Genomic DNA, 13679 nt, shown 5'->3' on the forward strand with positions numbered 1-13679 from the left:
GAAGCTGGGCAGTGAACGAGGTTTCCATACCCTCCATAATGCAGGTGCGAAACGGGTCCGGTATAAATCGGTCATCGTAATTATATCCCCTTTACTTGGGAAAACGGGATATACGGAACGAAGGAGAGGATATGGAAGGTAGCAAAAGGATGCGTGCGGTGCTTGATCGTCGTAGCTTCCTCAGGCTAGGTGCTGCCAGCGGCGCACTTGCTGCTGTGGGCGGTATGGCCACCACGCAGGGCTGGCTGACACCTGCGCAGGCAACAGCGGCGCCTGAAGAGCGCACGGCGTTCACGTACCACAACGAGCATTGCCTGTGTAACTGCATGTTGCAGTGCACGGTGCGTGACGGACGCCTGGTCATGGTACAACCGCGCCCGAATAGTGACAAGCGTTTCCAAAACGTGTGTCTTAAGGGCATTTCCGAGATCGAGCACATCTATGGGGAAGCGCGCATTCAATCGCCTATGCGTCGCGTGGGAGAACGCGGCAGCGGTCAGTTCGAGGTAATCAGCTGGGACGAGGCGTTTAAAATCATCGCCGAGAAATTCCAGGCCACCATCGACAAGTACGGTTCGCAGGCGTTGTGGATTCAATACTCCACGGAGGCTTCGCAGCGTTTCAGTCCGCTACTAGCTTCCATTTTGGGCGCGCAAGCTGGCGGTTTGAACGGCTACGACATGGGCCAGGGTAACGGTCAGGGTCAAGCGTTCGGCTGGTCGGGCATGTTCGCGCTCAACACCATATGGGAGTGGAAGCAGGCTAACGTGGTGCTTATGACCAACTGCAACATGCTGGAAACGGGCATGATGTGGTCGCGCGCTTTCCTTGATGCTCAGGCTGCTGGCACGAAGATCATCGTACTCGACCCGCGTTTCACGGCAACGGCAAGCAAGGCAGACCAGTGGGTTGGGCTGCGCGCGGGTACCGACCCGGCGTTTTTCCTGGGAATGGTGAAGTACCTGCTGGACAACGACTTGTGCGATCGCGAGCACATGCTGGCGCACACGTCGTTCCCCTTCCTTGTGAACGCGAACACCGGTGAGGTGCTCGGCGAGATGCACGATACAGTGGATAAGGAAACTGGCGAGCCGAAGCAGGTGAAAGCCCCGTATGTGTGGGACAGCGCAACGGGTGCGGCTGTGCTGCATGATACGCCGGGCGCGCAGCCTGCGCTCGAAGGCACCTTCACGGTGGACGGTGTGCAATATATCACCGAGTATGACTTGCTCAAGCAGCAGATGGCCGACTACACGCTCGACTGGGCCGAGGGCGTTACCGGTGTGCCGGCCGATACTATCGCCCAGGTGGCGCGCGAGTATGCAAAGGGTCCGTCTATCATCTGCAATGGCGTGGGCGGTATCGATAAATTCTCCAACAACGACATCGCCGGCCACTGCTATGCGCTTATCGCCTCGCTAACCGGCAACTATGGCAAGCGCGGTACCGGTTGTGGTATCTACCACTACCATACTGTCCTGTCCGGGGCCAAGTTGGGCGCCTGGAAGCTGCCTGAGAACAGCAAGCCCACGCCTAGCAAAAAAGGCTTCTACGACATTGTGAACACCGACGACGTGCACGCGGCCATGTTCTTCGGCGATATTCCCACGCAGAAGGCGGCGAACTGGGCAAACACGCAGCGTTGGTTGGATTCGCTTGACTTCGTGTGCGTGGCAGACATTTATCACAGCTCGGTTGTTGACTACGTTGACCTGGTGCTTCCCGTGTGCAGCAAGTTCGAGTGCGCCGACAGCGTGGGCGGCGTGAAGAACGCCAACGGCTACATTCTGGAGAACCAGAAGGTGCTTGACCCGTTGTTCGATTCCAAATCCGACTTCTACATTGAGAAGGGCATTGCCGAAGCCATGGGGCTGGGCGATTTATATCCGGAGAATGGTGAAGAATATGCTCGTGCTATCTTGACCACGGACGACCCGTCGTGTGAAGGTATCACACTTGAAGCGCTGAACAGGGAAAACGGTGCCTGTAAGCTGGTGCTGGATTGGGACGATACCGTCGGCGAGGAAGTGGGCATGACCTACGCAACGCCTTCGACCAAGCAGGAGCCGTACTACGAGAACATGCTGGCGTGGGGCCAGGCGTTCCCGCAGTGGGAGCGTCCTAACGAGGCGTACCCGGAAAACCCGCTGCGCGAAAAATACCCGCTGCAGTTCAGCCAAGCTCGTTCGCGCTTCCGCGTGCATTCTGCCTATTCGGGTGCGAAGTGGATCCAGCAGCTGTTCGAGCCGCATATCGAGCTGAACCCGTCCGATGCCGCTGCGCGTGGCCTTGTCGATGGCGACGAGGTTGAGGTGTACAACGATCGCGGTTCGTTCCGCACGAAGCTGCGCCTGAACAACGCCGTGCAGCCTGAAAGCGCGTTTATGGCCGAAAGCACGTACCGTCAGTATCTTGAGGGGACGCTGATGCAAAGCGTATCCAACGATACGATGAACCCGCGCGGTTACGACATGATGTTCGGTCCCATGATTCCGTACAACGACACGCTCATTGAGATTAAAAAGGCAGGTGAATAGCCCATGACGAAACTGGCTATCGGAATAGACCTGCACCGCTGTATCGGGTGCAACACGTGCTCGATCGCTTGCAAGATGCAGAACAACGTCCCTGACGGCATGCTGTGGAACCGCGTGCTTACCGAGGGCGTGGAGATGTTCGACGACGCTGTTGGCGTGTACCCCAACCTTTCGCGTACGTATCTGCCGGTTGCTTGCCAGCACTGTGAGAATCCTGCATGCATGAAGGTGTGCCCGACCGGCGCCACATACAAAGATGAGCAGGGTCGCGTGGAGATTGATTACGACCGCTGCATCGGCTGTCGTATGTGCATGGGCGCCTGTCCGTATAACGCCCGCGTGTTCAACTGGAACGAGCCTGTGCGCGCGACAGGTTTCCACTATGGCGATGCCGGCGTGCCGGTTCGCCCACGCGGCGTGGCCGAGAAATGCAGCCTGTGCAAGGAGCGTACCGATCGCGGCGACGAGCCTATGTGCGTGCATTGCTGCCCGGGTGATGCTCGCGTGTTCGGCGACCTGGATGATCCGGATTCGGCAGTGTCGAGGCTTTGGCGTCGTGGCGGTCATGTGCTGCTCGAGGAAAAGGGCACGCGTCCGCAAGTGTTTTACGTGAACTAGGGGGTTGATTGATGGATAAGCGAAAAGCCCTGTTCAGCGGGCGAACTATGGTGGTTGTTGTCGTGTTGGCGGCGGTGGTTTTAGCCGCGGTGGGCTGCTGGGTTGCCCAGCAGATGTACGGCCTGGGTATCACGGGCATGAACAACTCCAACTCATGGGGCCTGTACATCATGGCGTTCATGTTCTTCGTCGGCCTGTCGGCTGGCGGTCTGATTGTGGCAAGCTCGGCGCACGTGTTCGGCATAGAGTCGTTTAAGCGCGTGTCGGTGCCGGCGGTCATCACGTCCATCGTATGCATCTGCTGTGCTGGCGCGTTCGTGCTCATCGACCTTGGCGGCGTGGCGCGTGTGTGGCGCATGTTCGTGGGGTTGAACTTCATCAGTCCGCTTGCGTGGGACATGATCGTTATCACGTGCTACCTGGTCATCAACGTGCTTGACCTGGTGTGGTTGGTGCGCGGCGACGAGCGCAAGGTGGCAGTGCTCTCTCGTGTGGCGCTGCCGGTTGCTATCCTGGTGCACAGCGTGACGGCATGGATTTTCGGCCTGCAGATTGCCAAGGCGTGGTACTCGGCGATTATGGCTCCGATTTTTGTGGCATCGGCCTGCGATTCGGGTCTGGCATTGCTGCTTATCTGCCTTTTGGCGCTTGACCGTGCGAAGTTGTTCAAGTTCGACCGCGATTTGATGAAGTCGCTGGCGGGGCTGCTTGCGGTGTTCGTGGCGGTGGACGCGTTCTTCATCGCCTGCGAGTGTTTGACCATGGGCTACCCGGGTGCGGGCGAGGCCGAGGCGCTGGCTATCATGGCCACCGGCAAGACGGCGCCGTTCTTCTGGTTTGAGATTATCGGTGGCTTGGCTGTGCCGTTTTTGGTACTCGTGTTCGCTCGGAATCGCGAAAAACCGGCGTGTGTGGTGCTGGCGAGTGCGCTGATAGTGCTTGGTGTGTTCTGCAAGCGTGCGTGGCTGTTGCTCACCAGCTTCACCGTGCCGAACGTCTATGGCGGCAACGGCATTACGTTGGGTACGGCTGCCGCTCAGGTAGGCGATGCCGGCGACGTGTGGACTACGCTGGGCGTGTATGCGCCTACGCTGCCGGAGGTCGTAGTGTTTGCGGGCGTGGTGTGCGCGGGTGCGCTGGCGTACATGATCCTATCGAAGTGCGTGCTGCCAAAATGCGGTGGTGAACAATAGCTATGGCGTGTAGGAGTCGGTTGCGATCGGTGACCGGCTCCCTTTTTCGTGAGAGGTAGCGGATTGCTGATGGTGGATAGGGAAACGTTCGCGCAGGTGGCGCCCTGGCTGGCGATTGCCGGCAACGCGCTTTTAACGCCGCCCTTGCAGGCAGGTGCGCAGAGTGCGGCTATATTTGACGCTCGCCTATGGGAAGAGCTTGCGGCGTGCGAAGACGCCGAGGTGGCGAATGCGGTAGATAAGCTGGTGAAGTATCTTGACGGGCGCGAAGAGGCGCAGGCCGCATCGCGGGAAGCGCAAACCGGTGTTTGTATTTTAGACGCCAGGGATGGCGCGAGTAATCTTGATGATCGAGTGCAACGCGCATCGGTGGAGTTCGCGCATCTGTTCGTGGGGCCGCCGAAACCGGCTGTTGCCCCGTGGGAGACGTTTTACCGCCAGCAGGGTTGTGCCGTCGGGTTCGGCGAGGCGACTCATCAGATGCGCACGGCCTTGCGCGACAACGGTTTGGAGTTGGCGCAGGCGGGTAGGCAGTACGAGGACCATATGGGCATCGAGCTTCTGCTGGCAAGCGAATTATGCCGCCGAGCAGGTGAAGGCGAGGATTGGGGCGCAGATGCAGGGTGCGTTCCCTCTGCTGCGAGCGAAGGCGCGGATGCGAATACGCAAAACGCCCTGAGCGCGGCGCAGCATGCTGTCGACTTCGTGCGCACCCGCCCGCTTTCCTGGATGCCAGCCTTGCGCGAAGCGGTAGAACGTGAATCCCCCAACGGTTTTTACGCACCTCTGTTGCAGCTAACCCAAGCGTTGTTGGAACTGGTCGCGTAAGGAGGGGATATGTCGTCAGCGGTAACATAGCTGATAGTATTTGAGGTTTGCGCTCTACTGCCCGTTCAAGACGATGCTCGCTAATTCACGGGGACATGCGGGCGGCCATAGGGGTGGCCTGCGCGAGTTGAGAGGACCTGCTAAGAAGATATCGCACGAGGCGAGGGAAGCCGTGGTCGCGGCGCGGAACGACGCCGGCTATGCGCACCAGATGGCCGAAGGGCTGGCCGAGGTGCTCAAGGGGCTGTCGACGAAGGGGGTTGAGGTCGATTCCGCTGCGTTCATGTTTCTCGGCGTGAATCTGCTCCAGATTTGTTGACAATTGCCGGGAGCGTATGCCCCCGGCTTTTTCGTTTAGAAGCCCAAGTTTTCTGCGATGAGAATGACTTTAATGCGGCCGGCGTGGCGGTTATGGCGCGTGATGACGGTGTTGCAGCACATGCAGCCCGGCTCGTGGCACATGCCGCATATTCCCACCGTTTCGCAGGGCGTGCCTGTGTGCAGGCGGGCGGCATTGGGCGGGCACGCCATGGTGCGTACGCGTTTGAGGCCCTCATCAACGTCTTTGACGATCTTATTCATGCCAACGAGCACAATAACGTGCTTCGGGCCAAACGAGAGGCATGCCACGCGGTTGGAGTTGCCGTCGATGTTCACGAGCTCGCCTTTGAGCGTAAGCGCATTGGCACTCATGAAGAAGAAATCGGAATCGAAGTGCTGCAGATAGACGGCTCGCTGCTCTTCGGGCGTGGTCGCTTTCGCGCGGTCGAGCATGGTGTAGGAGCCCGCTTCGAGCATTTCCTTTACGCCGGTTTCCTTGAAAGTCTCGGTGCCGCCCCACGCGATGCTCGAGCCCTCAGGCACAAGGGACTTTACTAGTTCGCGCGCGTCGGCGGACGTTTCACAGAAGTAGCCCTCCATTCCAGCTCGCTCAAGATTTTTGATAATCGTTTTCGACGTGGTGGCAAAGGTGTCTTTGCGAGGTTCGGCCATGATTCCCCCTTGGCTTCGGTAACGAATGCATCACATGCATTGTCGCACGTTTTTCTGGTACAAAATATCTCTCTCCCGTTTTTCCAGGTCATAGGGAAAAGAAGGCGCATTTGCCATGCATCATCGAAAAAAGTTGAAAATAACGCTTGCGCCGAAGGGGGAAAGTGCGTAATATACATTCTCGCGCTGCGGCGCACGAAAGAAATGGGCGTTTGGCTCAGGGGGAGAGCGCTTCCTTCACACGGAAGAGGTCATAAGTTCAAATCTTATAACGCCCACCATTTCATTCCTCGGTAGCTCAACGGCAGAGCACTCGGCTGTTAACCGATAGGTTGTAGGTTCGAATCCTACCCGGGGAGCCATTCAAAATTTAGAGCCGCCTTAGGGCGGCTTTTGATTTCACATATTCCTCGGTAGCTCAACGGCAGAGCACTCGGCTGTTAACCGATAGGTTGTAGGTTCGAATCCTACCCGGGGAGCCATCCAGAACTTCGGGCTCGCACATGCGAGCTCTTTTTATATCTTACTCAGTTTTGCAACATTTTCGCCTAGTCTATCGTGTGCAACATATGGCGCATTCGTCGAAGCCTCCCGCAAAGAATCGCTTGGAACATTTTCGCTGCTATACTTTTGATTCACGACTTCATAACAGTCGTACTGTGTTCGATTCAAAGAAGGGTGACTGCCGTGGAAGGCAAGCACGCATCTCAAAATAAGCAACAAAAACCGCATCGCTCGGAAGCATTCCCTCAGCTTGATAAGGCAGAAACCGTCGCGCATGCGACGAAGCCTTCTATGCCGTCCGATTTCGATTTGGGCTCAACGGGGGGCAGCGTTAATCCGGTTCAGATGAACGGCCGCGGTCCTCATCGTTTTAGCGCGGCTCCCAATGCGGCTTATCCGGGCGGCAAGGTTCCGGGTGGAACTGCTGGTTCCCGGAAGTTCGCTGATGGGCGCAGGCGCAACCCTGTTGCAATTGCTGCGCTGGTCTTTGTGACGCTTCTACTTGTCGTATATGTCGCGGGCGCCGTTATATTCATGGGCCGCTTCTACCCGAATACCACGCTGGGCAATTTCGATTTGTCCATGAAGCCGTTCGATCAAGCTGTCGACGAACTCGAATCGGCCGAGAAATCCTATGCGCTTTCGATTTCGGGCGAGGGCTTTTCCATGAACATCACCGCAAAGGAGGGTGGCATTCAGCTCGATTCCGACAAGGTGATTGCCGCTGCGAAGGGCGGCATGAATCCCGCGCTGTGGTTCGTGAACATGTGGGATGCGCATGATGCCACCGAGAATCTAACCGCCTCGGCCGATTCGACGGCGCTCCGCAATTTGCTTACCGAGGAAATCGAAGAATTCAACGCGGGTCAAACCGCTTCCGAAGATGCCGCAATCGTCTACGATGCTGAATCGCACAGCTACAAGATCAAGCCCGAGGTCAACGGCACTCAGCTCGATGCGGAAGAAGTCGTGCAGCAGGCGATTACCGCCATGCTCAGCATGCAAGATACGCTCAAGCTCGACGATGATGTGGTTATCGAACCCCAGGTGCTCTCGACCGATTCTCGTCTGATTCAGGGAACCGAAGCCGCGAACAAGCTTGTCGCATGCGACGTAACGCTCGTGGCCCAGCTTGCCAATACGACGGAAGACATCACGCAGATTAATGGCGACGTGATTTCCCAATGGGTGACCTTCGACGAAAATTACGCTCCTACCTTCAACGAGGCCGTTATGAGCGAGTGGGCGAGCGCCCTTGTTGCCTCGCTGAATACGGTGGGTTCCACGCGTACCTACACGCGTGGCGATGGCAAGCAGGTGAGCGTGAGCGGCGGCGATTACGGTTGGGCCGTCGATACTTCGTCGCTCGTGTCGACCATTGAAGACGCCGTTACCAATGCAAGCCAAGGCGAAATCTCTGTACCGTGTTCGCAAACGGGCAACGGGTTTACGGCGCCAGGCATGGATTGGGGCGCCTATTGTGATGTTGACCTTACTGAGCAGTACGCGCGCTATTACGACGCGAAGGGTAACCTGCTTTGGGAGTCGGGCATTGTTTCAGGCAAACCTGGCGGCGAGGATGCGACCCCTACGGGCACCTATTATCTCAAAACCCACCAGAGTCCCTCGATGCTGCGCGGTCCGAAGAAAGAGGACGGCAAGTACGAATGGGAATCCGAGGTGCAATACTGGATGCCGTTTGTAGGCAATCTGGTCGGCCTTCACGATGCCAGCTGGCAGCCTTCTTCGGTATTCAGCAATCCCGATGCTTACAAGACGTACGGCAGCCATGGCTGCGTGAACCTGCCCACCGATAAGGCGGCCGAGATTTACGGCATCATTCAAAACGGCGATCCGGTTATCGTGCACTGGTAAGCGCCACTATGTAATGCAATTATCGCAGGCCGCCTTTCGGGGCGGCTTGCTTGCGCCAAGACGCAAGGCGCGATAGAGGAAGAGGCAACGCACATGATTATGCAGGTAGAGCATCTCACGAAAAGCTTTGGCGGCAGAACGCTGTTCTCCGACGCGTGCTTTCGCCTTGAGGCCCATGATCGATTGGCGCTGGTAGGTCCGAATGGCGCGGGCAAAACTACCATGTTGAAGGTCATTACTGGGCATGAAGACGCCGATTCGGGCAATGTGGTGTTCGCCAAGGGTGCCGTTGTGGGCTATTTGGAGCAGGAAGCCATCGAGATGGAAGACCGCTCCATTTTCGATGAGGTTATCTCGAGCCAGCAAGAAATTCTCGAGGCCGAACAGCGCCTCCATGAGCTCGAGGCAAGCTTGAACGAAAATTCCACTCCCGAGAAGCTTGCCGCGTGCGGCCGTGCGCGCGAGCGCTATGAGGCGCTCGGCGGGTACCGCCTTGAATCACAGGTGCGCAGCGTGTTGTTCGGCTTGGGCTTCAAGGAAGATGACATGGCCCGCCATACCGGCGATTTCTCGGGAGGCTGGCAAATGCGCATCGCGCTCGCCAAGCTGCTTATTCGTAAACCCGACTTGCTCCTGCTCGACGAGCCCACCAACCACCTCGACCTTGAAAGCGTGAAGTGGCTCGAGGGCTTTTTGCGCGGCTACGACGGCGCGGTTGTCGTGGTAAGCCACGACCGTGCTTTTATGGACAACATGGTCGATCGCGTCGCCGAGATTGATGCCGGCCGCCTTGAGCTGTACAAGGGCAACTATTCCGCATACCTGAAGCAGCGCGATGAGCGTATCGAACGCCTTCGCCAGCAGGCCGAACGCCAGGCTGAAGAAATCGCGCATATGGAAGCGTTCATCGAGAAGTTCCGCTACAAGCCCACGAAGGCCAAGCAGGTGCAAGATCGCGTGAAGAAGCTCGAGAAAATCGAGCGCATCGTGGTACCGCAGGAAAAGAAGACTGTGCATTTCAACTTCGTGCAGCCGCCGCGCACGGGCGATATGGTGGTGCGCTGCAGCGGTGTGGTCAAGCACTTCGGCGAGAAACATGTCTACGATGGCCTCGATTTGTCGCTGTATCGCGGCGAGAAGGTTGCGCTCGTCGGCCCGAACGGCGCCGGCAAATCGACGCTTCTGAAAATGATCGCGGGCGTGCTCGCGCCCGATGCGGGCACTATCGAATATGGCGTGCACGTGTCGAAGACCTACTTTGCCCAACACCAGCTCGAAGAGCTCTACCCGGGCAACACCGTATTCGAGGAGCTTGATCGTGCTGCTCCTGGTTGGACTATGAGCCAGGTTCGGAGCCTTCTCGGTGCGTTCTTGTTTACCGATGACGCCGTCGACAAGCGCGTAAGCGTGCTTTCCGGTGGCGAGAAGTGTCGTTTGGCGCTTGCGAAAATGCTCGTGGCGCCCGCTCCGCTTCTGTGTCTCGACGAGCCCACGAACCATCTCGATATCGCGAGTGCCGACATTCTCGAGCAGGCGCTCAATCGTTTCGAGGGCACCGTGCTGCTCATTACGCACGATCGCCACCTCATTCGCAACGTCGCGAACCGCATTATTGAGGTCGTGCCGGGCAAGGTGACCGTGTATGACGGCGATTACGACTATTACCTGTTCAAATCGGGCCAGCTCGAAGGCGGAAGCGACCTTTCGGCAAGCTCGCTCGACGATTTCTTGAATCAGCCCGAAGGCGAGGTGCACGATTCCGCGTCGCGCTCCAAGGCGAAATCGAAAAAGGCGAAAACCACCGTTTCGGTGAACAATCGCCGGAAGGGCGCGACCGCAAAGCCTGGTGAGCCGCTTACGGCTCCGCGTGCGAGCGCCCCGAAAACGAAAGAACAGAAGCGTCGCGAGGCCGAAGCCCGCAATCGCGCATATGCGGCGCTCAAGAATCATCGCAAGCGCATCGCCGAGCTCGACCGCCAGCTCGAGCGCGACAACGCACGCATGAAAGAGCTGCTTGAGCTTATGGCCGACCCCGATTTCTATATCAATGAAGCCGAAAGCTCCGATGCCATCGCCGAGCACGGCAAACTCAAGGCGCGTATCGCCGCCGCGGAAGAGGAGTGGTTCTTGCTCAACGAAGAGCTCGAGGAAGAAATGCGCAAGCAGCAGGAGCAGGCGTAACTATGCTGAATATCGTTCTCGTTGAACCCGAAATTCCCCAAAATACGGGTAATATCGCGCGCACGTGCGCATGCATCGGGGCGCGGTTGCATGTGGTGGAGCCGGCGGGCTTTCGCATCACCGAGCGCAACCTGCGCCGTGCGGGCTGCGATTACTGGAACGACGTCGAGATCGTGCGCTGGGCTTGCGCCGAGGAATTCTTCGAGGCACACGCCGCCGACGAGCTGCATCTTTTCACGGGCCATGTGAACACGACGTTTGGCGAAGTGGCGTATTCCGACGATTGCTATTTGGTGTTCGGTCGTGAGAGTCGTGGGCTCGACGAACGCTGGATGGAGCGTTTCGCGTCGGCCTGTGTGCGCATTCCCATGCGCGATGGCATGCGCAGCTTGAATTTGAGCAACGCTGTGGCCATCGCGGCGTTCGAGGCTTTGCGGCAAAACGGTTACCCTTATTTACAATAGTGTGGCAGTCTGGCTAAAGCGAGAGTTCTGATATACACTATCAAATTACTATGTTTAGCCAGTCATACATCATCTACATCATCATTAGCGTTCTGTGCTTCGTGCCCGCCATTGTGTTGCATGAAGTCGCGCACGGTTTTGCCGCGCACAAACTCGGCGACCCAACTGCGAAAAGCCAGGGCCGTTTAAGCTTGAACCCGCTCAAGCACGTCGACCCGTTCGGCACGGTGCTCATGCCGCTGCTGCTCATGGCCATGGGCGGTCCGGTGTTCGGCTACGCGAAGCCCGTGCCTTACAATCCCATGTATTTCAAGAACCTGCGCAAAGGCGAAGCCATTGTCGGCTTGGCCGGCCCTGCGGCGAATCTGCTTATGGCGCTTGCCTCGGCGTTTATCGCCTGGATTCTTTACCCGTATGCGCCGGGCCTCGTGGGTTCAAATGAGGTGTTTCAGTACTTCTATCTCATGTTTTTGCCCATGTTCACGCTCATCAACCTGTATTTGATGTTCTTCAACCTCATTCCGATTCCGCCGCTCGATGGTTCGAGCATCATTGCGCTGTTCCTTAACGATAAGCAACTGCATTCGTATTACCGCATTCAGCAGTACGCGTTGCCCGTGTTCATGATCGTGATTATTTTGGTGCCATACCTTTTCAACGTGAATCCCATTGGCATGTATCTCGATGCCACGGCGGGCAATTTGGCGAATTTCTGCTTCCCGTTCAAAATCTACTAGCGGTGCAGCGTGTCGTATCGCGTACGCATAGAGAGCTTCGAAGGACCTTTTGACCTGCTGCTTTACTTGGTGAGCCGTCAAAAGGTCGATATCGGGTCCATCTCAATCACCGAAATCGTCGACCAATACGTGGCCTATATCGACCGCATGCAAAAGCTCGATTTGGAAGTCGCGAGCGACTTTCTGCTTGTGGCATCGACATTGCTTGACATTAAAGCCGCATCGCTTATTCCCAGCGAGAAAACTGAGGTCGAAGATGAGCTTGAGGAACTTTCTCCGAACGAGGCGCGAGAAATTCTCATCGAAAAGCTCATCGCCTATAAGCAATACAAGAATGCGGCTTGGGCCCTGAAAAAACGCTTCGAGCTCGAAGGGCGCATGCATCCGCGTCTTTGTGGCCCCGACCAGGAATTTTTGGGAATTATGCCCGATTACCTGGAGTCGACCACGCTCGATTCGCTTGCGTTTTTGTGCGCCGAGGCCATGGCTCGGCGCGAGGTATTCCTGCTTGAAAGCGAGCATATCGCAGCGAAACCCATTCCCGTGGAAACGCATGTGCGTGCGATTCATAGGCGTATCAGAACGCGCAAGCGCATGATGTTCAGCGAGCTTTTGGAAGCGGCGCCCACCTTGCAGCTGCGCGTGGTCAATTTCCTGGCGATACTCGAGCTGTACAAGCGCGGTATGGTTTCGCTTGAGCAATCGGGCTCGTTCGCCGACATTCGCATCGACTATATCGAAGGCAGCGGCGAGCTTGTCTTCACAGAATCTGATGAGGAGCAGTGGACGTAATGGAAGAGCACGGGGAAATGCAATCGCCCGATATCTCTGGGGCTATTGAGGCGTTGCTGTTCGTGAGTGATGAGCCTGTGGGCGCGCTTACGATAGCCGAGATGCTAGAAGTCGATTTGAAGTCCGTCGAAGCGGCTCTCGATGCGATTCGCGCGCGCCTTGAGGCGGAAGATCGCGGCATCCAGCTGCGCGAGGTTGCGGGCGGTTGGCGTTTTTATACGCACCCGCGCCACCATGGGCTTATTGAGAAATACGTGCTGTCGTGGGACACGCGCAAGCTTACGCAGGCGGCCCTAGAAACGCTTGCCGTCATCGCCTACAACCAGCCTATTACGCGCGCGGGCGTGACATCGGTGCGCGGCGTGAATTCCGACAGCCCGATTAATTCCCTTGTCGAAAAGGGCCTCGTGCGCGAGGCGGGACGCGATAAAAATGCGCCTGGCCAGCCGATTCTCTATGCCACATCGCGTACGTTCTTGGAGAAATTCGGCCTTGCGTCAACGCGCGACTTGCCGAATTTGGAAGATTTCGCGCCCGATGAGCAGAGCCGCGAGCTGGTTCGCGAGCGTTTGGGCGCGACGCGCAAAGCTCACGAAGAGCAGGTGGCGACGCTTTTCGATGACGACTTGACGCTCGATTTGGGCCTTGACGAAAGTGAGCGCATCGTAGGCGATTTCGCGCCCGCGATTGAAGGCGGAGAAGGCGACGAGCTCGCCGCGACATCGGGCATGGGCGATGCAATCGCTCAGGCTTTCGGCATGCCCGAAACGGTGTGGTCGGTCGATGAAGACGGCGAAGAAGACACGCGAGGTGTTGAAAGCGATGCTCGCGGCGCGGAAGCCGACGCTCGCGACGTCGAGGGCGACGCGCGTCGCCGCGAAAGCAATTTGATTGGTACTGAGGATGACGCTTATAGCGCCGAAGGCGCCGCAACCAACGACGAAAGTGAGGCCTAGC

Annotated in this window: 12 protein-coding genes and 3 tRNA genes; 14 read left to right on the forward strand and 1 reads right to left on the reverse strand. The window is 57.5% G+C overall.

Annotated elements, in window-relative coordinates; genetic code table 11:
- The first annotated feature begins 131 nt into the window (after positions 1 to 131).
- The 5 genes from DMP05_RS04500 (at position 132) to DMP05_RS04520 (ending at position 5495) form a co-directional block, all read left to right on the forward strand.
- On the forward strand, positions 132 to 2537 hold the full coding sequence (locus tag DMP05_RS04500; RefSeq protein WP_123219358.1) for a molybdopterin-dependent oxidoreductase: 2406 nt from the start codon (positions 132 to 134) through the stop codon (positions 2535 to 2537).
- Between the two features lie 3 nt (positions 2538 to 2540).
- Complete coding sequence (locus tag DMP05_RS04505; RefSeq protein ID WP_123219359.1) at positions 2541 to 3155, forward strand: 4Fe-4S dicluster domain-containing protein; 615 nt, start codon at positions 2541 to 2543, stop codon at positions 3153 to 3155.
- A gap of 11 nt (positions 3156 to 3166) precedes the next feature.
- The gene (gene nrfD / locus DMP05_RS04510) at positions 3167 to 4348 is read left to right on the forward strand and encodes an NrfD/PsrC family molybdoenzyme membrane anchor subunit (protein ID WP_244595040.1); all 1182 of its coding nucleotides are present in this window, start codon (positions 3167 to 3169) and stop codon (positions 4346 to 4348) included.
- Between the two features lie 69 nt (positions 4349 to 4417).
- Positions 4418 to 5176, forward strand: a complete 759-nt coding sequence (locus DMP05_RS04515; protein ID WP_244595050.1) for a TorD/DmsD family molecular chaperone — start codon at positions 4418 to 4420, stop codon at positions 5174 to 5176.
- Positions 5177 to 5303: 127 nt separating this feature from the next.
- Positions 5304 to 5495 (forward strand): hypothetical protein, encoded by a 192-nt coding sequence (locus DMP05_RS04520; protein ID WP_148039691.1) that lies wholly within the window; start codon positions 5304 to 5306, stop codon positions 5493 to 5495.
- Positions 5496 to 5530: 35 nt separating this feature from the next.
- Here DMP05_RS04520 and DMP05_RS04525 read toward each other — a convergent pair whose 3' ends face one another.
- Complete coding sequence (locus DMP05_RS04525; RefSeq protein ID WP_123219363.1) at positions 5531 to 6169, reverse strand: lactate utilization protein; 639 nt, start codon at positions 6167 to 6169, stop codon at positions 5531 to 5533.
- Positions 6170 to 6375: 206 nt separating this feature from the next.
- Between DMP05_RS04525 and DMP05_RS04530 the strand changes: the two genes are divergently transcribed.
- The 9 genes from DMP05_RS04530 to scpB all read left to right on the forward strand — a co-directional run bounded on the left by DMP05_RS04530 (position 6376) and on the right by scpB (position 13678).
- A tRNA-Val gene (locus DMP05_RS04530) sits at positions 6376 to 6450 on the forward strand.
- A 6-nt stretch (positions 6451 to 6456) separates the two neighbouring features.
- Positions 6457 to 6531: transfer RNA gene (locus DMP05_RS04535), tRNA-Asn, on the forward strand.
- A gap of 45 nt (positions 6532 to 6576) precedes the next feature.
- Positions 6577 to 6651: transfer RNA gene (locus DMP05_RS04540), tRNA-Asn, on the forward strand.
- 205 nt (positions 6652 to 6856) lie between these two features.
- Positions 6857 to 8548 (forward strand): L,D-transpeptidase family protein, encoded by a 1692-nt coding sequence (locus DMP05_RS04545; protein ID WP_123219364.1) that lies wholly within the window; start codon positions 6857 to 6859, stop codon positions 8546 to 8548.
- A gap of 93 nt (positions 8549 to 8641) precedes the next feature.
- Positions 8642 to 10729, forward strand: a complete 2088-nt coding sequence (abc-f, locus tag DMP05_RS04550) for a ribosomal protection-like ABC-F family protein (protein ID WP_123219365.1) — start codon at positions 8642 to 8644, stop codon at positions 10727 to 10729.
- Between the two features lie 2 nt (positions 10730 to 10731).
- Positions 10732 to 11193 carry a tRNA (cytidine(34)-2'-O)-methyltransferase gene (locus tag DMP05_RS04555; RefSeq protein WP_123219366.1) on the forward strand — a complete coding sequence of 154 codons (462 nt, stop codon included), beginning with the start codon at positions 10732 to 10734 and terminating at the stop codon, positions 11191 to 11193.
- A 50-nt stretch (positions 11194 to 11243) separates the two neighbouring features.
- The gene (locus tag DMP05_RS04560) at positions 11244 to 11930 is read left to right on the forward strand and encodes a site-2 protease family protein (protein WP_114615011.1); all 687 of its coding nucleotides are present in this window, start codon (positions 11244 to 11246) and stop codon (positions 11928 to 11930) included.
- A gap of 9 nt (positions 11931 to 11939) precedes the next feature.
- Positions 11940 to 12722, forward strand: coding sequence for a segregation and condensation protein A (locus tag DMP05_RS04565; RefSeq protein WP_123219367.1), 783 nt, complete (start codon positions 11940 to 11942; stop codon positions 12720 to 12722).
- A gap of 17 nt (positions 12723 to 12739) precedes the next feature.
- On the forward strand, positions 12740 to 13678 hold the full coding sequence (gene scpB, locus DMP05_RS04570) for an SMC-Scp complex subunit ScpB (RefSeq protein ID WP_244595041.1): 939 nt from the start codon (positions 12740 to 12742) through the stop codon (positions 13676 to 13678).
- Position 13679 lies beyond the last annotated feature (1 nt).

The organism is Slackia isoflavoniconvertens (genome assembly GCF_003725955.1).
GTDB classification, from domain to species: domain Bacteria; phylum Actinomycetota; class Coriobacteriia; order Coriobacteriales; family Eggerthellaceae; genus Slackia; species Slackia isoflavoniconvertens.

Coding starts and splice junctions, on each gene's coding strand:
- DMP05_RS04500 (WP_123219358.1), top strand. CDS start 132: ATGGAAGGTAGCAAAAGGATGCGTGCGGTGCTTGATCGTCGTAGCTTC.
- DMP05_RS04505 (WP_123219359.1), top strand. CDS start 2,541: ATGACGAAACTGGCTATCGGAATAGACCTGCACCGCTGTATCGGGTGC.
- nrfD (WP_244595040.1), top strand. CDS start 3,167: ATGGATAAGCGAAAAGCCCTGTTCAGCGGGCGAACTATGGTGGTTGTT.
- DMP05_RS04515 (WP_244595050.1), top strand. CDS start 4,418: ATGGTGGATAGGGAAACGTTCGCGCAGGTGGCGCCCTGGCTGGCGATT.
- DMP05_RS04525 (WP_123219363.1), bottom strand. CDS start 6,169: ATGGCCGAACCTCGCAAAGACACCTTTGCCACCACGTCGAAAACGATT.
- abc-f (WP_123219365.1), top strand. CDS start 8,642: ATGATTATGCAGGTAGAGCATCTCACGAAAAGCTTTGGCGGCAGAACG.
- DMP05_RS04555 (WP_123219366.1), top strand. CDS start 10,732: ATGCTGAATATCGTTCTCGTTGAACCCGAAATTCCCCAAAATACGGGT.
- DMP05_RS04560 (WP_114615011.1), top strand. CDS start 11,244: ATGTTTAGCCAGTCATACATCATCTACATCATCATTAGCGTTCTGTGC.
- scpB (WP_244595041.1), top strand. CDS start 12,740: ATGCAATCGCCCGATATCTCTGGGGCTATTGAGGCGTTGCTGTTCGTG.